The sequence below is a fragment of the Sphingomonas aestuarii genome, assembly GCF_054457155.1.
On record NZ_JBTKVV010000002.1, the window covers coordinates 354,913 to 376,249 of the forward strand.

Here is a 21,337-nt window from a genome sequence, read left to right on the forward strand (position 1 = left end):
GTGGTCGAGCGGCCGGGGGCGATCCCGTGGCCGGTGATGCGGTGCTGGCGGATAGAAGCGGGGGGAGAGGCGGATGGCGACGCTGGCGCTGACGGTGGTGGGCGGCGCGATCGGGGGACCGGTCGGTGCGATGCTGGGCGCGGTGATCGGGCAACAGGCGGATGCCGCGATTTTTGCGCCCAGGGGCCGCGAGGGACCGCGATTGACCGATTTGTCGGTGCAGACGTCGAGTTACGGCAGCCACATCCCCCATCTGTTCGGGACGATGCGCGTCGCGGGCACGGTGATCTGGGCGACCGAGCTGAAGGAAAGGCGATCGACGAGCGGCGGGGGCAAGGGACGGGCTTCGACCACCCAGTATAGCTATTCGGCCTCCTTTGCGGTGCTGTTGTCGGCGCGGGCGGTGCGGCGGATGCTGCGCATCTGGGCCGATGGCAAATTGCTGCGCGGGGCGGCAGGCGACTGGAAGGTGCCGACCGGGTTCCGCCTGCACCTTGGCGATCTCGACCAGCCGGTCGATCCGCTGATCGCGTCGGCGGAAGGAATTGGCGCGACGCCCGCGCATCGCGGTCATGCCTATGCCGTGTTCGAGGATCTGGCGCTGGAGGAATTCGGCAATCGCATCCCGTCGTTGACCTTCGAGGTGGAGGCCGATGTCGGCCCTGTAAGCGCGGCGGCGATCGTCGGTGCGGTGGCGCCTGGCGTGGTGACGGAACCGGGGGGCACGGGCTTTGGCGGTTTCGCGGCGGTGGGCGAGCGCAGGCGTTCGATCGTCGAACTGATGGCCGAGGTGGAGGGCGGGTGGATCGAGGCGGGCGCGCCGCTGCGCTGGCGGGCCGGGGCGGGTGACGCGATCGCGCTGAGCGCCAAGGACATTGCTTCGGGCGGTCCAGGCAGCGGGTCGCAACGCGCGATCGGCACCGCGGATCGTGCGCCGACTTCGCTGGTGCTGCGGCATCACGATCCGGTGCGCGATTACCAGATCGGCAGCCAGCGGGTGCGGCGTCCGGGAAGCGGCGCGCAGGAAGCGATGATCGATGCGCCGATGGTAATGAGCGCCGACGTTGCGCGCGGGCTGGCGCTGGCCGCGATCGAGCGGCGCGATGCGGAGCGCGAGACGCGACGGATTGCGCTCGATTGGCGGTGGATGGGGGTGGTCCCCGGCGTTGTGGCGCGCTTGGCGGATGATGCAGGCGTGTGGCGGGTGCGCGAGGTGACGGTCGAGGCGATGATCGTGCGGCTCGAACTGGTGCGGGTCGGTTTTGGAGCGGTTCCGCTGTCGGCGGCATCCGGGCGAGCGCGGCTGGCGCCGGACCTGAATGCCGGGGAAACCCGCATCGAGCTGGTCGAGCTGCCGCCCATCGACGGTGTGGCGGATGCGCCGCAACTGTTCGTCGCGGCGTGCGGTACCGGCGCTGGGTGGCGCGCCGCTGTGCTGTCGAGCAGCATCGATGCCGGCGCAAGCTGGCAGGCGGCGGGGCGCACGTCGGGCGTCGCGATCCTGGGGGTGCTGACGGCAGCGCCCGAGGCGGCCCCCGCCACGCTGATCGACCGGGCGAATGCGATCGAGGTCGAGCTGCATATGCCGGGAGCGGTGCTCAACGATGCCGATGACCGGGCGATCGACGCGGGCGCCAATCTGGCGATGGTCGGCGACGAATTGATCCAGTTCGGGCGCGCGGAGCCGATCGGCGGCAATCGATGGCGACTGTCGCGATTGTGGCGCGGGCGGCGCGGAACCGAATTCGCCGCGGGCGCGCAGCAGACCGGCGACCGCTTCGTCCTGATCGAGGCGGAGACGATGCTGCCGATCGGGTCGCTGGGCATCGCGCCGGGGCGCGACGTTCATGTGCTGGCAAACGGCACCGGCGATTCGGGCGGCGGTGTCGAGTGCGTGCGTCATGTCACCGGCTGGTCGGTACGGCCGCCCGCTCCGGTGCACGGCGTGATTGAGCACGGCGATGACGGCGCGCGATCGCTGCGCTGGGTACGGCGCAGCCGCAACGGATGGGGCTGGCACGACCTGGTCGATGTGCCGATCGGCGAAGAGCGCGAACGCTATCGCTGCGACTGGGTCGGGGGCAGTGCCGAGGTGGCGGTTCCGGAGTTCGCGCTGCCGCCGGGAATGGAGAGCGCGACGGTGCGACAGCAGGGCACGGTCGCGGCGTCGCTGCCGCTGGTCATCGGTCAGTCGGGTTGACGTCAATCGGGAGTGGAACATGGAATTGTCGAATACGCATCGGCTGGGCTTGCCGTTGCTGCATGCGGGGCAGGCACAGAAGGATATCTGGCACAACGAGGCGCTCGCGCTGCTCGACCTGGTGGTGCAGCCGGTGGTCCGGTCGATCGGGGACGCTGCGCCGCCGGAGGCGCCCGAGCTGGGTCAGTGTCATGTCGTGGGGCCGGACGCGCAGGCCGAATGGGCGGAGCGGGAACGGATGATCGCGGGTTGGACCGCAGCCGGATGGCGATTCGTCGAACCGGTCGAGGGCATGCAGGTCGTGATGGCGGAAACGATGATTCCCGCCTGCTATGTCGAAGGCGCCTGGCGCATCGGGATCGTGCCGGCATCCGAATTGTGGGTCAGCGGCAGGAAGGTGGTGGGTCAGCAAGGGGCGGCGGTCTCGGTTCCGTCGGGCGGAACCGTGATCGACGACGAGGCGAGAGCCGCGATTTCCTCCATCATCTCGGCGCTGACCGAGCATGGGTTGATTGCGGCGTCGACGGCTTGATCTGTGTTGTTCCTGCAACAGTTGCGGGTTTTTGTTCGCTTGCGCGGAAACCAACCTTTGGCTAGGGAGTTTGCGCTGTCCGTATGGACAACCAAGAAAGGGGATTTATGATGCGGAAGCTTGCCCTCACAGTGGCACTCGCGACCACCGCACTCGCCACTCCCGCCCTTGCCCGCGACAATGCGTGGTATGTTGGCGTCGAAGGCGGTGCGATGATCGTGGAAGATATCGATTTCACGCTCGCCAGCACTGGCGCTCAGATCAACAGCACCGATTCCGACTATGGTTGGGATGTCGGTGGCATGGTCGGCTACGACTTTGGCGGTTTCCGTCTGGAAGCCGAAGTCAGCTATCGTGAAGCGAATGTCGAATCGCACACCACCAGCGTTGCGTTTCCCGGCGTTCCGATCGGCGTTTATGAAAATCGTGCCTTTGGCGATGCCTCGGCACTGAGCTTCATGGTCAACGCGCTGCTCGACTTCGGTCCCGATGACGGCCTTCAGGGCTTTGTCGGCGGTGGTGCCGGTGTCGCTCGCGTGAAGTACAACGAATATGGCATCCTGCCGACGACTCTGATCGACGACAGCGACACCGTGTTCGCATGGCAGGCAATCGCCGGTGTGCGTGCGCCGCTCAGCGACAATGTCGACGTGACCTTCAAGTATCGCTTCTTCAATGCCGACAACGTCAACACCGTTGCGGCAACGGGTGCGGAACTCGAATCGCGCTTCCGTTCGCACAGCCTGCTCGGTGGCCTGACGTTCAACTTCGGTGCGCCGCCGCCGCCGCTGCCGCCCCAACCGGAGCCCGCTCCGATGCTGCCGCCCGCTCCGCAGCCTGCTCCGACGCCGGAACCGGTCGTCTGCACGCCTGGCCCGTACATCGTGTTCTTCGAGTGGGATCGCTCGGACATCACGCCGGAAGCCGGTGGTATCCTCGACAACGCCGTGTCGGCCTATCAGAGCTGCGGTAACGCGCAGGTCATGCTGGCAGGTCACGCCGACCGTTCGGGTGCAGCAAGCTACAACGTCGGTCTTTCGCAGCGTCGTGCGGACTCGGTGCGCGCCTATCTCGGCTCGCGCGGCATCCCCGATGGCGTGATGACCACCGAAGCGTTCGGCGAAAGCCGTCCGCGCGTCGACACCGCAGACGGTGTTCGCGAACTCCAGAACCGTCGTGTGGAAATCACCTACGGTCCGGGTTCGGGCATGTAAGCCACGCTTCCTTCGGGAACGAGAATGGGGAGGTCGGAGTAATCCGGCCTCTCTTTTTCTTTGCGTGAGAGCGCTTGCGTCAGCAAGTTCGGCATGCAGCGCGCCGTTAATGGGTCCTGACCCTAAGGACGCTGCCAGCGACGGCCTTCGCGCTTGCAAGAATTTGCGACGAAGCATGCGTGGAGTCGGTCGATCGGACCCAGGATATGGGCCCCGAGACCGACCGCATGAAACGCGGTTAGACGACTCTATTCTGGTGTTTCCGTTTTTCTCAATCCCGTCCGCAACCAACGGATCGGGTTGACCGCGATCATGTTGGGTCGGAGCCGCCGCAAGCAAGCGCGGCATTCAGCCAGTCAGGGGTCAGCGCGTCGCCCAAGGCCTCGATGCGGCGTAGCGCGACCATCTTTCCGAGTGCGGGATAGGCGATCCGCATTTTCGCTTCGCCATCGGCAATCGGTGCAACCACGAGCCGCCGGTTGACCTTGCCGCGATAATGCATCCGGGCGGTGTTTTCCTGGCCGATGAAACAGCCCTTGTCGAACGCGGTGCCGTTCAGTTCGCGAGCGTTTGCCTCCAGCCAGAGCGTCTGGTCCTGGCCGAGTTCGTCTGCGCCTTCGGTAACGCCGAGCGACAATCGGTGCGCGCGCCACCCTTCCGCCGGTTCGCCCGTTTCGCCCAGCCAGCGATGGCCGAGCGCCGCGAGCCGTGGATCGGGCACGCCCTGCGCTGACGATCGCGACCAATGCACCCCACCATCCACCGCGACGATCTCGATCGGGCGACGCAGCCGGTAGAGCATCAGCCGCCGCGCCAGCGCATCGCGCTGCGCGACTTCGCAATCGATCAGGATCGCGTCGTCATCGTCCCACAACAGAAAATCGAACAGCGCCTTGCCCTGTGCGGTAAGCAGTCCGCTCCATTGCGGCGCGCCGGGCGCGACGCGGCGCAAGTCCTGCGTCACCAGTCCTTGGAGAAAGCCACGGACATCGTCACCGGTCAGGCGGAGCAGCGCACGATCGGCAAGCCAGGTGCCGGGGGTGGTATCGGTCATGGCCAAGAGTTAGGGTCTCGCCCGCACGGGTTACAAGCCCGAACGACGAGGAAAGCGCCGACCATGCCCAGCTATGACCTGATCCTGTCCAACGGCACCGTCCATACGCCCAGCGGTCCGGTGCGCGCCGATGTCGGCGTGCGCGCGGGCAAGATCGCAGCGATCGGCGTCAGCGGCGATGCGGGCGAGGCGATCGACTGCACCGGGCTCGACATCCTGCCCGGCGTGATCGACACCCAGGTCCATTTCCGCGAGCCCGGTCTCGAACACAAGGAAGACCTGGAAAGCGGCAGCCGCGCCGCGGTGCTTGGCGGCGTGACCGCGGTGTTCGAAATGCCCAACACCAACCCCAACACCGACACCGCCGAGGCGGTCGCCGACAAGCTGGCGCGCGCGCGCGACCGGATGTGGTGCGACCATGCTTTCTATGTCGGCGCGACATCGGCCAATGCCGAGCATCTGGCGGAGTTGGAGCGGCTTCCCGGTGCGGCGGGGGTCAAGATTTTCATGGGCGCATCGACCGGCAGCCTGCTGGTGGCAGAGGATGCCGAGCTGGCACGGGTGCTGGCATCGGGCCAGCGTCGCGTGGCGATCCATGCCGAGGACGAGGCGCGGATGAACGAACGCGCCGGTCTGCGCGTCGCTGGCGACCCGTCCTCGCATCCCGTCTGGCGCGATGACGAAAGCGCGATGCTGGCCACAAGGCGCATCCTGAGCCTCGCACGCGAAGCCCGGCGGCGCATCCATGTGCTGCACGTGACGACGCCCGCCGAGCTGGAACTGCTGGGCGCCAACAAGGACATCGCCAGTTGCGAAGTCACGCCCCAGCACCTGACGCTGGCCGGGGAAGAGGCCTATCCCGAACTGGGCAGCCATGCCCAGATGAACCCGCCGATCCGTTCGCGCGCGCACCGCGACGGGCTGTGGCACTGGGTGACGCAAGGCGTGCCCGACGTGATCGGATCGGACCATGCGCCCCACACGATCGAGGAAAAGGCCAAGCCCTACCCGTCGAGCCCCAGCGGTATGCCGGGGGTTCAGACGCTGCTTCCGCTGCTGCTCGACCATGTCGCGAACGGACGGCTGACGCTGGCGCGGCTGATCGACCTGACCAGTGCGGGGGCGCAGCGTATCTTCGGGATTGCGGGCAAGGGGCGGATTGCGGTCGGATATGACGCCGATTTCACCGTCGTCGATTTGAAGAAGCGCTGGACTGTCGACGAGGCATGGCTGGCGTCGCGCTGCGGCTGGTCACCCTTCACCGGGCGCAACCTGACCGGCAAGCCGATGGGGACGATCGTGCGTGGCGGCCGGGTGATGTGGGACGGCGAACTCGCCGGGGCCGCCACCGGCCGCCCCGTCAGGTTCGAGGCGACCGAGTTCCCTGGTTAGATCAGAAGGGCAGCCAGCGCGATTTTTCCGTGAAGTTCATATAGCCCGCGTTGACCCCGAGCCGCCAGCCTACGCCCAGCCGCACGGGGATCAGCACGACGTCGCCGCGCCGCATGTAGCTCGCGGAAAATCCGCCGACGAAATAGACGCGGCCTTCGCCCGCAGGGAAGCGTTTGTAGAGTTCCTGCGAATCGTAGAGGTTATAGACCAGCACGAACACGTTGGCGGCGTCGCCGCCGACATCGAAGCCAACCGAAGGACCGGTCCAGTAAACCGGGCGCTGCCCTTCGATGGCGTGATGCATGATCCCCGAACCGTAACGCAGGCCGACGATGAACGCGCCGGACGCCTCGCGCCCGGCGATGTAGGCGTTGGGCTCGCCCTGTTCGCGCAAGATATCCTCGATGATGCCGGCAAGCCCCGCGGCGCCCTTGCCGAAAACGCCTTCGGCTGCACCGATCAGGTCGTCGCGACGGTAGGTCGAGGCGGCAATGCGGGCCTGGTCCGCGGCGCCGGGCATGGCGCTCGGCGGGGCGATGTCGAGCTGATCGGCGACGCGCGGTTCGCCCTGATGCTGCGTCGGATAGGCGGGGGCGGGATCGACCGGCACGGGTTGATCCTGATAGGTCGGTTCGACCGGCTCGACGGGCGGCTGTGGCTGATAGTCTTGCTGATAACCGGGCTGGAGGTCGCGATCGATCGCATTATTGGGATCGACCGTCTGCATCTGCGCCATCGCGGGCGTTGTCGCCACGAACAGAGCGGCCATCGCCGCAACCCAAAACCTACGCATCTTCATTACCCCACCCAAGGCGCATCGCCGACCTGACTATGCGCAAGCATCGACGAAGCGCAATGAACGGGCGATGACCCGAGTCGATTTCGCGCCGAACCCGCGGGAAAACGGGTGTTGATCGGTGCTCGCCTGCTCGCTATAGCCCGCGCTCGGCACCGGCCTGGAGACGTGGGTGAGTGGCTGAAACCAACGCTTTGCTAAAGCGTCGTACCTCTTAAAGGGTACCGAGGGTTCGAATCCCTCCGTCTCCGCCAGCCTTGGTCGTCGATCGCACGCTTTTCGGCAGTGCCTCTTCGCGGCGACCAATCCGATCATATTCGCCGACGACTTGCGCGAGGATCGACAGCGCCAGCGTGGCCGGATCGCGGGTCGACGGGATCAGGCCGACCGGCGCCCGGATGCGGCGCGTCGCGGATTCGGGAAGGCCGCGCGCTGCCAGTTGCTCCAGGCGACGCTCGCGGGTGCGCCAGCCGCCGATCGCGCCGATGTGAAATGCCGGGGTCGCGATCGCCCATTCGAGCAGCGCCTGTTCCCATTCGTGATCGTGAAACAGCATCAGGATTGCGGTCCAGGGGTCGGCGGTGATGCCGCTCGGCGCCTGGCCCAGGGTCAGGCCCGGATGGTGCGCGTCGGCGGGGCGATGGGTTTCGCAGTCGATGTCCATCGCCGCGGCCAATCGCTCGACGGCATCGACTTCCGGGCCGCCGCCCAAGGCGACGACGCGCAGCGGAGGGATATAGCTAAGGATCAGGTCGCCGATATCGAGCGTCGCGATACGTCTGGCGCCTAATTCGGACAGGATGTGCGCGATGCGTTCCCGATCGGGCGCGGGGTCGATATGAATGTCGATGCCGCTGCCGCATGGCAGGCGAAAATCGATCATCGACGACCCGCGACCGAAGCGGACGATCTGCGCTGGCTTGCCACGCAGCGCCGCCGCATGGGTGGCCAGTTCGGCTTCCAGACAGCCATCGGCGAGCGACCCCGCCATCCGCCCGTCCCAGGCGATCGCCAGATGGCTGCCGATCGCGCGCGAATAGCTGCCCTCGATCCCGACGATCGTGCACAGCGCGCCGTCATGTTCCGCCAGCAGCCGAAGCGCCGACAGGTCGTAAGCGTTCATCCGATTGCCGGCAGGCCGTCGAGATATTTGTCGAGCGTGATCGGATAGTCGCGCACGCGGACGCCGGTGGCGTTGTACACTGCATTGGCGACCGCCGCGCCGACGCCGCACAGGCCAAGCTCGCCGACGCCCTTGGCCTTCATCGGCGACACCTTGTCGTCAGCCTCGTCGAGGAAGATCACGTCCTGATGCGGGATGTCGGCGTGGACCGGCACTTCATAGCTGGCGAGATCGTGATTGACGAACAGGCCGAAGCGCGTGTCCACCGCCAGTTCCTCCATCAACGCGCCGCCGACGCCCATTGTCATCGCGCCGATCACCTGGCTGCGCGCCGATTTGGGGTTGAGGATGCGACCCGCCGCGCAGACCGCCAGCATCCGCCGGATACGGGTCTCTCCGGTATAGGAGTCGACTGCGGCCTCGACGAAATGCGCGCCGAAGGTCGATTGCTGGAACTTTTTCCCCAGATCGCCGAATTCGATCTTGTCCTCGGCGACCAGATCGCCGTCGCTGGTCGCGTCGGTCAGCGGAACGCTGCGATTTCCCGCGATCACGCGACCATCGGTGAACTCGGCGGCCTGGGGATCGAGGCCGAGCTTGGTCGCCACCACGTCGCGCAGCTTGACGCAGGCGGCGTAAAGCCCGGCGGTCGAGCTGTTCGCGCCCCACTGGCCACCCGAGCCCGCCGATACCGGAAAGCTCGAATCGCCCAGTACGACGCGAACCCGCTCAATCGGCACGCCCAGCATTTCGGCCGCGGTCTGCGCCAGGATCGTATAGCTGCCGGTGCCGATATCGGTCATGTCGGTCTCGACCGTGACGGTCCCGTCGCGGCCCAGTCGGACGCGCGCGCCCGACGTCATGTTGAGGTTGTTCCGAAACGCCGACGCCACGCCCATGCCGATCAGCCACCTGCCGTCACGGCGCTGCGCGGGCGTGGCGTTGCGCTTGGTCCAGCCGAAGCGGTCCGCGCCGGTACGCAGACATTCGACGAACTGGCGCTGCGAAAAGGGACGATCGGGCGCTTCCGGGTCGACCTGAGTATCGTTGAGGATGCGGAACTGCACCGGGTCCATCCCCAATTTTTCCGCCATTTCGTCGATCGCGATTTCCAGCGCCATCATTCCCGGCGCTTCGCCGGGCGCGCGCATCGCGTTCGCCTCCGGCAGATCGAGCACCGCCAGCCGCATCGCGGTCAGTCGGTTTGCGCCTGCGTAAAGCAGGCGGGTCTGCTGGGTCGCAACCTCGGGACCGCCGCCGGGCAGATCGCCCGACCAGCTTTCATGGCCGATCGCGGTGATCTTGCCGTCTTTGGTGGCGCCAATGCGGATGCGCTGGATGGTCTTGGGCCGATGCGTCGCGTTGTTGATCGACAAGGGCCGTGTCATCGCGACCTTTACCGGCCGCTTGGCGGCACGCGCGCCCAGCGCGGCCAGGATGGCGTCGCTGCGGACGAACAGCTTACCGCCGAACCCGCCGCCGATATAGGGAGAGATCAGCCGCACCTTGTCTTTCGGGATGCCCAGCGTTCGCGCGACATCGCCGCGACCCCACGCGACCATCTGGTTGGCGGTCCACACGGTCAGTTGGTCGCCGTCCCACTGCGCGGTCGATGCGAACGGCTCCATCATCGCGTGGCTCTGGTCGGGGGTGGTGTAGCGACCGTCGAACTGAACGGTGGCGGCATCGAACGCGCCTTCGAAATCGCCGGTCCGGGTGTCGGCATTGTCGTCGCCGCTGGGCTCGACAGCAGATGCCATCGCATGTTCGAGGTCGTAGCGACCATCGGTGCGCGCGTAATCGACGCGGAGCAACCCAGCGGCGGCACGCGCCTGTTCAAAGGTTTCGGCAACGACCACCGCGATCGCTTGGTGATAATGGTCGATCTCCGGCCCGCCGAGCAGTTTGGCGGTGTTGAAATTGCCCTTGGTCAGCTTGCCTGCGTTGGCCGCGGTGACGACGGCGAGCACGCCGGGCGCGGCTTCGGCGTCGCGCGTGTCCATGCTGGCGATCCGGCCCTTGGCGATCGCGGCACCGACGATGTGGCCATAGGCAGGATTGGGCACCGCGTCGTGGCGTTCATAGGCATAGGGCGCGCGGCCCGTCGTCTTGAGCGCACCGTCGATGCGGTCGATCGGCTTTCCGACCACAGTCATCCGGTCGATCGGGTTGGGGCCTGCGGGGGTATCGAACCTCATGCGGTCCTCGCTTCGTTCAACACCGCAGCAAGCGTGCGCTCGACCAGCGGCACCTTGAACGCGTTGTGATGGGTGGGGGTGGCGCCGCCGAGCAATTGCGCGACGACCGGTCTGGCGCCGCTGCGAAGCGCGCCCTCGGCCCCTTCGCTGCGCCACGGCTTGGGCGCGACGCCGCCGACCGCGACCCGGCCCGATCCGTTGCGCTGAACGACGGCGGCGACCGAGATCAACGCAAAGGCATAGGAAGCGCGGTCGCGGACCTTGTGATAGAAATGCTCGCCACCCAGCGGCCGGGGCAGGGTGATCGCGGTGATCAACTCACCGGGGTCGAGCGCGGTTTCCACATGCGGCGTGCTGCCGGGGAGCAGATGGAAATCGGCGATCGGGATCGCGCGCGTGGAGCCGTCGGGCCGTACCGTCTCCACCGACGCATCGAGCAGCCGCAGTGCGACGTTCATGTCGCTGGGGTTGGTGGCGATGCACGCGTCGCTGGTGCCGATCACGCCCAATTGCCGGCTATACCCGCCGATCGCGGCACAGCCCGATCCGGGCTTGCGTTTGTTGCACGGCAAATTGGTGTCGTAGAAATAGGGACAGCGCGTCCGTTGAAGCAGATTGCCTGCGGTCGTCGCCTTGTTGCGCAGCTGGCCCGATGCGCCCGCCAGCAAGGCGCGCGACAGCACGCCGTAATCGCGCCGCACCCGGTCGTTCGCCGCCAGGTCGGTGTTGCGCACCAGCGCGCCGATGCGAAGCCCGCCGCCGTCGACCCGTTCGATCCGGTCGAGGCCCAGCCCGTTGACGTCGATCAGGTGAACCGGCGTCTCGATCTCCAGCTTCATCAGGTCGAGCAGATTGGTGCCGCCAGCGATGAACTTTGCGCCCTGAGTGCGGGCAGCGGCAGCAGCGGCATCGGCGACGCTTGTCGCGCGTTCGTAGGTGAACGGCCTCATGCGTCCGCTCCCGCAATTTCGGTCATCGCATCCAATATGTTCGAATAGGCGCCGCAGCGACAGATGTTGCCGCTCATCCGTTCGCGCATTTCGTCACTCGTGATGCGGGGGCGGCGGGTGATGTCGCCGCTGACATGGCTGGGGATGCCTGCCTTGATTTCCTCGATCACGGCGACGGCCGAACAGATTTGGCCGGGTGTGCAATAGCCGCATTGATAGCCGTCATGCTTGATGAAGGCCGCCTGCATAGGGTGCAGTTGCTCGGGGCTGCCCAGTCCCTCGATCGTCGTGATCGAGTCGCCGTCATGCATCACCGCGAGCGACAGACAGGCATTGATCCGCTTGCCGTCGACCAGCACGGTGCACGCGCCGCACTGGCCGTGATCGCACCCCTTTTTGGAGCCGGTCAAGTTCAGATGCTCGCGCAGCGCATCGAGCAGCGTGGTGCGATTGTCGAGCGTCAGGCTGTGATCCGCGCCGTTGACGCGCAACGATATGCTGGAAGTGCTGGGTGAAGCAGCGGCCTGCTTCGGCGCCGTCGCCTCTGCGGCGACGGCGGGCATCTGGGTGGCCGCAGCGGTCGCCGCGCTGCCGATCAAAACCCCGCGTCGTGACATGCCTACCTCATCGTTCCGCATCGCCTGCGCTCCCGCCATCCGCGCGTCCGCTCGTTATCAGAAACGTTCGCCCGCCGCCGCTCAACGCACGCCGGGCCAGGTCGTTCACAAACTTCTCGCGACCAGCAATTTCATGATCTCGGTCGACCCGCCATAGATGCGCGACACCCGCGCGTTACGGAAAATCCGGGCGATCGGATAGTCGTTGATATAGCCATAGCCGCCGTGGAGTTGCAGGCAGGCATCGACGATTTCCCATTCGGTTTCCGACGCCCACATCTTGGCCATCGCCGATGTCGTGCCGTCGAGTTCGCCCTTCACCGCCTTGTCCACGCATTCGTTGATGAAACTGCGCCCGACGCGCGCCTTGGCCTTCATCTCGGCGAGTTTGAACTGGGTGTTCTGGAAACTGATGAGCGGCTGGCCGAACGCCTTTCGTTCGCGGGTGTATTCGATGGTCACCTCGATCGCGCGCTCCATCGAATTCTGGCTGCCGAGCGCAATGATCATCCGTTCGCGTGGCAGCTCCGCCATCAATTGCGCGAAGCCGCGCCCTTCGATTCCGCCCAGCAGATTGTCGGCGGGGATGCGGACATCGTCGAAGAACAGCTCCGACGTGTCCTGCGCATCGAGTCCGATCTTGTCGAGCTTGCGTCCACGGCGAAAGCCCGTGACCTTGTCGGCCTCGACCACCAGCAACGAGATGCCTTTTGCGCCTTCCGCCGGATCGGTCTTGGCGACGACGACGATCAGGTCGGCGAGCTGGCCGTTGGAGATGAAGGTCTTCGATCCGTTGATGACATAATCGTCGCCGTCGCGGATCGCGGTGGTGCGGATCGACTGAAGGTCGGAGCCTGCGCCGGGTTCGCTCATCGCGATGGCCGAGACCAGATCGCCGTTCGACAGGCCGGGGAGCCAGCGATGCTTCTGCTCTTCGGTGCCGTGAAGCTGGATATAGGGGACGACGATCACATTGTGCAGCGACAGTGCAAAGCCGTCGAGCCCGGCGCGCTGGACTTCATTGACCAGCACCACGTCATGCCGGAAATCGCCGCCCTGGCCGCCATATTCGGTCGGAACGCTGACGCCGAGGAAGCCTGCGGCGCCCGCTTCGCGCCAGAAATCGCGGTCGACCTGGCCGGCTTCGCGCCATGCCTCGACGCGTTCGGGCGGGGCAGCGCGTTCGAAGAAGCGGCGCGCGGAATCGGCCAGCATTTGCAGTTCTTCGTCGGCCATGAAGCTGGCTTGCGGAAAATCGAGCGCCATCGCGCATCCCCTCATGTCTTGTTTGGGACATGGTGCATGGGGGTGAGGTTGGTTGCAAATGGAAACGGACTTCCACGCGCCGTCATCCCAGCGGAAGCTGGGATATCGTGCCGCATACGGTCCTGTGCCGCCTGATATCCCAGCCTTCGCTGGGATGACGTTTAGAGTGGCGCTGGTCCGTCCAACGTCAACAGGTGCGTGCACGCCTGTGCAGCGGCACTGTCGCTGTCCTCAAGCGCCGCGACCGTGACCCAGCCTTCGCCACGCAACCGCGCGACCACCGCCGGGTCGCTCCCCAGCGGCACGAACAGCCGCCGTCGCTCGGTAGACACAATCCCTGCTTCCAAAACCGGATCGACGTAGAGCGAGAAGCCGACCGCCGCTTCCTCGCGCCCGTCGGCGACGACGGTGTAGGTCCCGCCCCGCCCGATCTCCTCGCGCGCGCCGTCAGCGAAGATCGAGAAGCCGAACCAGCTCTGATATTCGAACCCATGACGCTCGGTCGGGTCGAGCGTCAGCGTCGCGCGGTCGCCGACGCTTTGCGCAATCGCTACCAGCGCGTCGATGCGGGTGGTCAGTACGCCGCCGGTGTCCAGCGCGCGCAGGCGTTTGATCGCCTGGTCGAACGGCCCAGCAGCATCGATCAGCGGCAGGAAGGTTGCATCGATTTCGGCAACCCCGCCGGCGTCCTTGGCATCGAGCCGGTCGCGCAATGCCTCGACCGTGGCGGCGTCGCGATTCTTGGCCAGCGTATCCACCAGATCGGGCAGCGTCAGGTCGATGGTCAGCGCAGGACAGCCCGCAGCGTGCAGCGCCTCGACCGCGACGGCGACGATCTCGCGCACCGCGGCGACCGAATCGAGCCCGATCAGCTCGCAGCCCAACTGGCGGCGGGTGCGTTCCGGGCGCAGATCGGTGCCCGCCAGCAGCAGCACCGGCCCCGCATAGCTCAGCCGCACCGGACGCGGGTGATGCGCCATGCGGGTGGCCGCGATGCGCCCGATCTGGCTGGTGATGTCGGGCCGGATCGCGAGCATGCGCCCCGACACCGGATCGACGAAGCGCACCGCATGCGCCGCGCCGCCGGATTTCAGCCGACCGGTCAGCGTCTCCTCGAACTCGGCGAGCGGCGGGTCGGCGCGTTCGTAACCATGCGAGAACGCCGCGCCGAGCACCGCTTCCTCGAACCGCGCGGCGGCATCGGCGAGCGGAGGGAGGAGGTCGTGAAAGCCCTTGGGGAGAAGTCCGGTCATGGGTGCCCCTTTGAACCAAGCGTCATCCCGGCGAAAGCCGGGATATTGTGCCGCAGGCTCCCGCACCTGCCGCTCGTCATCCCAGCTTTCGCTGGGATGACGGTTTTGTCAGAACCTGAGCGCCATTGCCATGCGCACGCCCGGCAGCGCGCGGACCTTGGCGACCAGCTCGTTTGACACCGGATCGTCCACCGACAGCAGCAACACCGCCTCACCGCCCGCATCGCGGCGTCCGAGATGGAAGGTGCCGATGTTGACGCCTTCCTCACCCAGCAGCGAGCCGATGCGGCCGATGAACCCGGGCGCGTCTTCGTTGACGACATAGAGCATGTTGCCCGCCAGATCGGCCTCGACCTTGATCCCGAACAATTCGACCAGGCGCGGGGCTTCGTTGCCGAACAAAGTCCCCGCGACCGAGCGATCCCCCGCCTCGGTCTTGACCGTCACCCGCACCAGCGTGTGGTAATCACCCTCGCGCTCGTGCCGCACCTCACGGACGTCTAGCCCGCGTTCCTTGGCCAGATAGGGCGCGTTGACCATGTTCACCGTGTCCGAATGGACGCGCATCAGACCCGCCAGCACTGCGCCGGTGATCGGCTTCTGGTTTAGTTCGGCCGCCGCGCCCTCGACCTCGATCGCGATCGATTTGAGCGCGCCGTGGGCGAGTTGGCCGACGAGGCTGCCGAGCTTTTCGGCAAGCGCCATGTACGGCTTCAACCGCGGGGCTTCCTCTGCCGACAGGCTCGGCATGTTGAGCGCGTTGGTGACGCCGCCGTTGACTAGATAATCCGCCATCTGCTCGGCGACCTGGATCGCGACATTGACCTGCGCTTCGCTGGTCGATGCGCCCAGATGCGGGGTGGAGACGAAATTGGGCGTGCCGAACAGGGGCGATTCCTTGGCCGGTTCGGTCACGAACACGTCGAGCGCTGCGCCCGCGACATGGCCCGAATCGAGCGCGTCCTTGAGTGCCGCTTCATCGATCAGCCCGCCACGCGCGCAGTTGATGATCCGCACGCCCTTCTTGGTCTTGGCGAGATTTTCGGCGGACAGGATGTTGCGCGTGCTGTCGGTCAGCGGGGTGTGGAGCGTGATGAAGTCCGCGCGCGCCAGCAACTGGTCCAGCTCGACCTTTTCCACGCCCATTTCGATCGCGCGTTCGGGCGTCAGGAACGGATCGAAGGCGATGACCTTCATGCGAAGCCCGCGCGCGCGGTCGGCGACGATCGAGCCGATATTGCCCGCGCCGATCAGGCCCAGCGTCTTCGACGTCAGCTCGACGCCCATGAAGCGGTTCTTTTCCCATTTGCCCGCCTGGGTCGATGCGTCGGCCTCGGGAAGCTGGCGAGCGAGCGCGAACATCAGCGCGATGGCGTGTTCGGCGGTGGTGATCGAATTGCCGAACGGCGTGTTCATGACGACCACGCCCTTGGCCGATGCCGCCGGGATATCGACATTATCGACGCCGATCCCGGCGCGCCCCACGACTTTCAGATTGGTCGCGGCGTCGAGGATCGCCTGGGTCACCTTGGTCGAGGAACGGATGGCGAGGCCGTCATAGTCGCCGATGATCGCGGCCAGTTCTTCCGGCGTCTTGCCGGTGATCTCGTCCACCTCGACCCCGCGTTCGCGGAAGATCTGGGCGGCCTTGGGGTCCATTTTGTCGCTGATGAGCACTTTGGGCATGGGATGGTCCTTTTAATTCCACGTCCGTCATTCCCGCGAAGGCGGGGATCCATACACGCTGAAGCTGCGCTTTGTTGACCGACGTTCGAGATTATGGATTCCCGCCTTCACGGGAATGACAATGAGGTTATTGGCGGGCGCTCGCATAGGCCCAGTCGAGCCAGGGGCCGAGCGCCTCGATATCGGACGTGTCCACCGTCGCGCCGCACCAGATACGCAGGCCCGGCGGGGCATCGCGATATCCGGCCACGTCATAAGCGGCGTGTTCGGCCTCCAGAAGCGATGCCATCTTCTTGATGAGCGCTTCATCCGCACCGTCGACCGTCAGGCAGACGCTGGTTTTCGACCGCGTCGCCGGGTCCGACGCCAAATGCCCGAGCCAGTCGCGGTCCGCCACGATCTTGTCGAGCGCGGCGGCATTGGCGTCCGAGCGCGCGATCAACCCGTCGAGGCCACCGAGCGCCTTCGCCCATTCGAGCGCGAAGATCGCGTCTTCGACCGCCAGCATCGACGGCGTGTTGATCGTCTCGCCCTTGAACACGCCCTCGGCCAGCTTGCCCTTGGCCATCAGACGAAACACCTTGGGCAGCGGCCAGGCCGGGGTATAATGTTCCAGCCGCTCGACCGCGCGCGGGCCGAGGATCAGGACACCGTGCCCGCCTTCGCCGCCCAGCACCTTTTGCCACGAAAAGGTCGCGACATCGATCCTGTCCCACGGGATGTCATAGGCGAGCACCGCGCTGGTCGCGTCGGCGAAGGACAGCCCTTCGCGGTCCTCGGCGATCCACTCGCCGTCCGGCACGCGCACGCCCGAGGTCGTGCCGTTCCAGGTGAACAGCACGTCGTTCGACCAGTCGACCGCGTTCAGATCGGGGAGCTGCCCATAATCGGCGCGGAGCACGGTGGGATCGAGCTTCAACTGCTTGACCGCGTCGGTCACCCAGCCTTCGCCGAAACTTTCCCACGCCAGCGTCGTCACCGGACGCGCGCCGAGCATCGTCCACATCGCCATTTCGAACGCGCCGGTGTCGGAACCGGGGACGATGCCGATGCGGTGCGTGTCGGGCAGGCGCAGCATCTCGCGCATGAGGTCGATGGCGTATTGCAGCCGCGTCTTGCCCAGCTTCGACCGGTGCGAGCGGCCCATCACGGCGGTATCGAGTTGTTCGGGGGTCCAGCCCGGAGGCTTGGCGCAGGGTCCGGACGAAAAATGCGGACGCGTCGGTTTCGTGGCCGGCTTCGGCGGGTAATCAGTCATGTAGTCTCTCCTCACAGAGAGCGCGCGCGGCGTTGGGGCCGCGTGGCCCGCCGACGGCCCTAGCGATGTGGGGTGGTGAGTCAACCGTGTCGCGACCAGCGCGTTCCGTGCTCCGGCGAATGCCGGAGCGCTGGCGGCGATCGCGTGACCTCTACCCAACGCTCCGGCTTTCGCCGGAGCACAAGTGGTCGCAACGCTGGCCGCAAAGGGTGGGCAAGCTGGAGTCGCCCCGGCTATAGTCGTCACCGATGCGTATCGGTCGGTTGTCCGCAGCAGCGATGTTGCCCCTGTTGCTCGCTGCCTGTTTCGGCGGGGGCGACCGGGCGCGCGACGTGCCGCCCAAGCGGATCGCCGAACGCCCATCGGGTCCGCGCACTCTGTTCAGCCGACCGAGCGCGGAAACGCAGCAATGCTTCACCGACCTCTCGCGCGCGAACATACGCTATTCGCCGCTGCCCGATCGCGATTTCGGCGGCGGCTGCGTGGTGATCGGGGCGGTGCAACTGCTCGACATCGGCGTGCCGGTCACCGGCATCACCTCGATCCGCTGTCCGCTCGCGCGCAACTTCTCCGCCTGGGTCGAACATGCCGTGCGCCCCGCCGCGCGGCAGATGCTGGGAAGCGAGCTGGTCCGGGTGGAGACGATGGGCACCTATAGCTGTCGCGGGATCGTCGGTGGCGGTACGGCGGCATCGGGGCGCTTGTCCGAACATGCGCTGGCCAACGCGATCGACGTGTCGGGCTTCGTGCTGGCGGATGGACGCCGCATCACCATTCGCGGCGACTGGCGGACCAGCGACCCTGCGACCAAGCAGTTCCTGACCGTCATCCACCAGTCGGCGTGCAAGCGGTTTCGCACCGTGCTCAGCCCCGAATATAACGCCGCGCACCACGACCATTTCCATTTCGACATGGGGCGCGGACCCTTCTGCCGGTAAGGCTATCGCGGCCCCCGAAAACCCGCTAACGCCGACGAAATGACCGAAACCAAAGTACCGAGCCGCGTTTTCGCCCGAGCGCAGGAAGACGCCGAAACCGCCCGCGCCCAGTCGCATACCCCGCAGACCGAACATCCCGCCTATAAGCTGGCGTTCCAGGACATGGATTTCCTGCTGCGCGAGGATCTGCGTCCCGTCCGCTTCCAGCTCGAATTGCTGAAACCGCAATTGCTGCTCGACGAAGCGAATATCGCATCGACATTGGTGATGTACGGATCGGCGCGCATTCCCGAGCCGGAAAAGGCCGCCGCGCTGCTGGAACTGGCGGAGGACGACCAGTCGCGCCGGATCGCCGAGCGGCTGGTCGCCAAGTCCAAATATTACGACGTCGCGCGCGAACTGGCGCGGATTTCGAGCAAGTTTCCCGTGGACGAGGACGGCAAGCGTCACTTCGTCGTGTGTTCGGGCGGCGGGCCGTCGATCATGGAAGCCGCCAATCGCGGCGCGCAGGATGTCGGCGCCGATTCGATCGGGCTGAACATCGTCCTGCCGCACGAACAGGCGCCCAATCCCTACGTCACGCCGTCGCTGTCGATGCAGTTCCACTATTTCGCGCTCAGGAAGATGCACTTTCTGCTCCACGCGCGTGCGGTGGCGGTCTTTCCGGGCGGGTTCGGCACGTTCGATGAGAGTTTCGAGCTGCTGACGCTGATCCAGACCGGCAAGATCGCGCGCATTCCGGTGCTGTTCTATGGCCGCGAATTCTGGGACCGCGTGGTCAGCTTCGAGGCATTGTGCGAGGAAGGCGTGATCTCACCCCGCGACCTCGACCTCATCACCTATTGCGAGACCGCTGAAGAAGGCTGGGACGCGATCAAGCGGTTCTACAGCGACGAGTTTTGACCGATAATTCCTCCCCCCCCACCGGGGGAGGGGAACCATCCGAAGGATGGTGGAGGGGGTTGGCCGCAGACGCTGTGCTGCGGGGCGCCCCCTCCCTCAGCACTTCGTGCTGCCACCTCCCCCGAACAGGGGAGGAGTTTAGAACGAAAAAAAGCCCCGGCAGTCCGCACCGCCGGGGCTTTTGCTATCTCAAACCGAACGGCGCTTATTGGGCGGCGGTCGCGTTCTCCGCTGCCGCATCCGTCGCATTCGCATCGGCGTCGGTCGCATTGGCGGCAGCATCCGCTTCGCCTTCCGCGCCCTCGGCGGCTTCTTCCTCGCCCGGCGCGGGTGCGGCGGGGAGCGGCAGGTTCGAGCCTTGCGTGTTCATCCACGCGATCATGTTCGCGCGTTCCTGCGGGTTCGAAAGCCCGGCAAAGGTCATCTTGGTGCCCGGCGCATAGCGGCGCGGGCTGGCCAGCCAATCGGACATGCTCTGGAAATCCCAGTTGCCCGGAATGCTCTTCAAGGCATCCGAATAGGCGAACCCGGCGACATGGCCGTGCGGCTGGCCCAGCGATGCCCACAGGTTCGGCCCGATCCCGTTCGCGCCGCCCTGGTTGATGGTGTGGCACGCCGCGCACTTGGCGAACGAGGCTTCGCCCGCGGCCAGGTCGGCGCTGGCGAGCAGGGTCGCGATCGGCACTTCTTCGGCACCGCCGCCGGCTTCCTCGACGCCCTCGATCGGATAGCCCATGGTTTCGGGGCGCTCCGAATGAAAATAGATGCCGCTGATGATCGAAAGTCCAAGTGCCGCGGTGCACCCGGCCAATGCCCAGCCCGCGATCGTGTTCGTCCGATTGTCCATGTGCGTCAGCAGCCCGCCGTGTTGCGAATAAAAGTCGTGCCCCTTTAGATGGGCATATCGCCTATCGCAAGCCACGCTTGATCGCTTGTTCGCCCGCGACTAGGCCCGCGACCACGATGCAGAGCTTCGCCGAACCCGCCCGCCCGATCGTCGCGCGCATGACCGCCGCCGCCGCCGCCGAGCCTGGCCGCGCGGTCTCGTTTCAGGGCGCACCCGGCGCGAACAGCCATGTCGCCGCGGTCGAGGCCTTTCCCGATTGCCTGCCGCTGCCGTGTTTTTCCTTCACCGACGCGATCGATGCGGTGCGCGATGGACGGGCGGACTGCGCGATCATCCCGATCGAGAATTCGCTCCACGGGCGCGTCGCCGACATTCATTTCCTGCTGCCCGAATCGGGGCTGGTCATCACGGCTGAGCATTTCCTGGGCATCCGCCATGCGCTGATGGGGGTGGGCGCGCGCGATCAGATCACATCCGCGATGAGCCACGAACAGGCACTCGGCCAGTGTCGCCACTGGCTGCGCGACCACGGCATCGCGCCGGTCGTCTATCCCGACACCGCGGGCGCCGCAGCGGTGGTCGCGGAGCTTGCCGACCCGGCGGTCGCAGCACTCGCGCCCCCGGCGGCGGCGAGGCTCTACGGGCTCAACCTGATCGAGGCGGACATCGCCGACGCCGATCACAACACCACGCGCTTCGTGGTGCTGGCGCGCGACGCGCCGCCGGTTGCGGGGGAGGGGCCGTGGATGACGACCTTCGTGTTCGAGGTGAAGAACATCCCCGCCGCGCTCTACAAGGCGCTGGGCGGTTTCGCGACCAACGGCGTCAACATGACCAAGCTGGAAAGCTATCAGCAGGGCGGCAGCTTCGCGGCGACCCAATTCTATTGCGATATCGAGGGGCGACCCGGCGACGCAACCGTCGATCGCGCGCTGGCCGAACTGGCGTTTCATACCAAATGGGTGCGGCTGCTGGGGACGTACCGACAGGCGCGGGCGCGGGGTTAGCCACACCCCTTCCGTCACCCCGGACTAGTTCCGGGGTCCACCAAGCCGCTTGCGCTTTGCTCGATCCTCTTTCGGTATCATCTGCCGCCCGGTGGAGCCCGGA

At 66.2% G+C, this 21,337-nt stretch carries 18 protein-coding genes and 1 tRNA gene; 8 read left to right on the forward strand and 11 right to left on the reverse strand.

Translation table 11 applies throughout. The features are described 5' to 3' along the window. Window positions 1–73: 73 nt before the first annotated feature. The 3 genes from ACX0GZ_RS04935 (at window position 74) to ACX0GZ_RS04945 (ending at window position 3,946) form a co-directional block, all read left to right on the forward strand. Window positions 74–2,200, forward strand: coding sequence for a phage tail protein (locus tag ACX0GZ_RS04935; RefSeq protein ID WP_458813969.1), 2,127 nt, complete (start codon window positions 74–76; stop codon window positions 2,198–2,200). A gap of 19 nt (window positions 2,201–2,219) precedes the next feature. Further along, complete coding sequence (locus ACX0GZ_RS04940) at window positions 2,220–2,732, forward strand: DUF2793 domain-containing protein (protein WP_458813971.1); 513 nt, start codon at window positions 2,220–2,222, stop codon at window positions 2,730–2,732. A 110-nt stretch (window positions 2,733–2,842) separates the two neighbouring features. Continuing rightward, complete coding sequence (locus ACX0GZ_RS04945) at window positions 2,843–3,946, forward strand: OmpA family protein (RefSeq protein WP_458813973.1); 1,104 nt, start codon at window positions 2,843–2,845, stop codon at window positions 3,944–3,946. A gap of 310 nt (window positions 3,947–4,256) precedes the next feature. Here ACX0GZ_RS04945 and ygfZ read toward each other — a convergent pair whose 3' ends face one another. After that, window positions 4,257–5,000 carry a CAF17-like 4Fe-4S cluster assembly/insertion protein YgfZ gene (ygfZ, locus tag ACX0GZ_RS04950; RefSeq protein WP_458813975.1) on the reverse strand — a complete coding sequence of 248 codons (744 nt, stop codon included), beginning with the start codon at window positions 4,998–5,000 and terminating at the stop codon, window positions 4,257–4,259. Between the two features lie 63 nt (window positions 5,001–5,063). Here ygfZ and ACX0GZ_RS04955 point away from each other — a divergent pair, with 63 nt between their 5' ends. Beyond that, on the forward strand, window positions 5,064–6,392 hold the full coding sequence (locus ACX0GZ_RS04955; RefSeq protein ID WP_458813977.1) for a dihydroorotase: 1,329 nt from the start codon (window positions 5,064–5,066) through the stop codon (window positions 6,390–6,392). A gap of 1 nt (window position 6,393) precedes the next feature. On the opposite strand, the gene ACX0GZ_RS04960 is transcribed toward ACX0GZ_RS04955, so the two are convergent. Beyond that, window positions 6,394–7,191 (reverse strand): DUF1134 domain-containing protein, encoded by a 798-nt coding sequence (locus ACX0GZ_RS04960; RefSeq protein WP_458813979.1) that lies wholly within the window; start codon window positions 7,189–7,191, stop codon window positions 6,394–6,396. A gap of 159 nt (window positions 7,192–7,350) precedes the next feature. On the opposite strand from ACX0GZ_RS04960, the gene ACX0GZ_RS04965 reads away from it, so the two are divergent. Then, window positions 7,351–7,442, forward strand: a tRNA-Ser gene (locus ACX0GZ_RS04965). Here ACX0GZ_RS04965 and ACX0GZ_RS04970 read toward each other — a convergent pair. The 8 genes from ACX0GZ_RS04970 to ACX0GZ_RS05005 all read right to left on the reverse strand — a co-directional run bounded on the left by ACX0GZ_RS04970 (window position 7,403) and on the right by ACX0GZ_RS05005 (window position 17,539). Continuing rightward, window positions 7,403–8,311: an XdhC family protein gene (locus ACX0GZ_RS04970; protein ID WP_458813981.1), complete on the reverse strand. Its 909-nt coding sequence runs from the start codon at window positions 8,309–8,311 to the stop codon at window positions 7,403–7,405. The two genes, ACX0GZ_RS04965 and ACX0GZ_RS04970, sit on opposite strands and share 40 nt — an antisense overlap. Continuing rightward, a complete protein-coding gene (paoC, locus tag ACX0GZ_RS04975) occupies window positions 8,308–10,509 on the reverse strand; it encodes an aldehyde oxidoreductase molybdenum-binding subunit PaoC (RefSeq protein ID WP_458813983.1) in 2,202 nt (733 codons plus the stop codon). Before paoC ends, ACX0GZ_RS04970 begins: the two co-directional genes overlap by 4 nt. Then, complete coding sequence (locus ACX0GZ_RS04980) at window positions 10,506–11,459, reverse strand: FAD binding domain-containing protein (protein WP_458813985.1); 954 nt, start codon at window positions 11,457–11,459, stop codon at window positions 10,506–10,508. Before ACX0GZ_RS04980 ends, paoC begins: the two co-directional genes overlap by 4 nt. After that, window positions 11,456–12,076 (reverse strand): aldehyde dehydrogenase iron-sulfur subunit PaoA, encoded by a 621-nt coding sequence (gene paoA / locus ACX0GZ_RS04985; RefSeq protein WP_458814332.1) that lies wholly within the window; start codon window positions 12,074–12,076, stop codon window positions 11,456–11,458. The genes ACX0GZ_RS04980 and paoA overlap by 4 nt, the downstream gene beginning before the upstream one ends. Before the next feature lie 105 nt (window positions 12,077–12,181). Then, window positions 12,182–13,342 carry an acyl-CoA dehydrogenase family protein gene (locus ACX0GZ_RS04990; protein WP_458813987.1) on the reverse strand — a complete coding sequence of 387 codons (1,161 nt, stop codon included), beginning with the start codon at window positions 13,340–13,342 and terminating at the stop codon, window positions 12,182–12,184. A gap of 161 nt (window positions 13,343–13,503) precedes the next feature. Continuing rightward, entirely contained in the window at window positions 13,504–14,595 is a 1,092-nt protein-coding gene (locus ACX0GZ_RS04995) for an ATP phosphoribosyltransferase regulatory subunit (protein ID WP_458813989.1), read from the reverse strand. Window positions 14,596–14,703: 108 nt separating this feature from the next. Further along, window positions 14,704–16,281: a phosphoglycerate dehydrogenase gene (gene serA / locus ACX0GZ_RS05000; RefSeq protein ID WP_458813991.1), complete on the reverse strand. Its 1,578-nt coding sequence runs from the start codon at window positions 16,279–16,281 to the stop codon at window positions 14,704–14,706. Window positions 16,282–16,408: 127 nt separating this feature from the next. Further along, window positions 16,409–17,539 (reverse strand): phosphoserine transaminase, encoded by a 1,131-nt coding sequence (locus ACX0GZ_RS05005; protein ID WP_458813993.1) that lies wholly within the window; start codon window positions 17,537–17,539, stop codon window positions 16,409–16,411. A 278-nt stretch (window positions 17,540–17,817) separates the two neighbouring features. Here ACX0GZ_RS05005 and ACX0GZ_RS05010 point away from each other — a divergent pair, with 278 nt between their 5' ends. Next, entirely contained in the window at window positions 17,818–18,477 is a 660-nt protein-coding gene (locus tag ACX0GZ_RS05010) for an extensin family protein (protein WP_458813994.1), read from the forward strand. A 39-nt stretch (window positions 18,478–18,516) separates the two neighbouring features. Further along, a complete protein-coding gene (locus ACX0GZ_RS05015) occupies window positions 18,517–19,380 on the forward strand; it encodes an LOG family protein (RefSeq protein WP_458813996.1) in 864 nt (287 codons plus the stop codon). Between the two features lie 205 nt (window positions 19,381–19,585). Here the strand turns inward: ACX0GZ_RS05015 and ACX0GZ_RS05020 are convergent, their stop codons facing one another. Then, window positions 19,586–20,227, reverse strand: coding sequence for a c-type cytochrome (locus ACX0GZ_RS05020; RefSeq protein WP_458813998.1), 642 nt, complete (start codon window positions 20,225–20,227; stop codon window positions 19,586–19,588). A gap of 116 nt (window positions 20,228–20,343) precedes the next feature. Between ACX0GZ_RS05020 and ACX0GZ_RS05025 the strand changes: the two genes are divergently transcribed. Beyond that, complete coding sequence (locus ACX0GZ_RS05025; protein WP_458814334.1) at window positions 20,344–21,234, forward strand: prephenate dehydratase; 891 nt, start codon at window positions 20,344–20,346, stop codon at window positions 21,232–21,234. Window positions 21,235–21,337 lie beyond the last annotated feature (103 nt).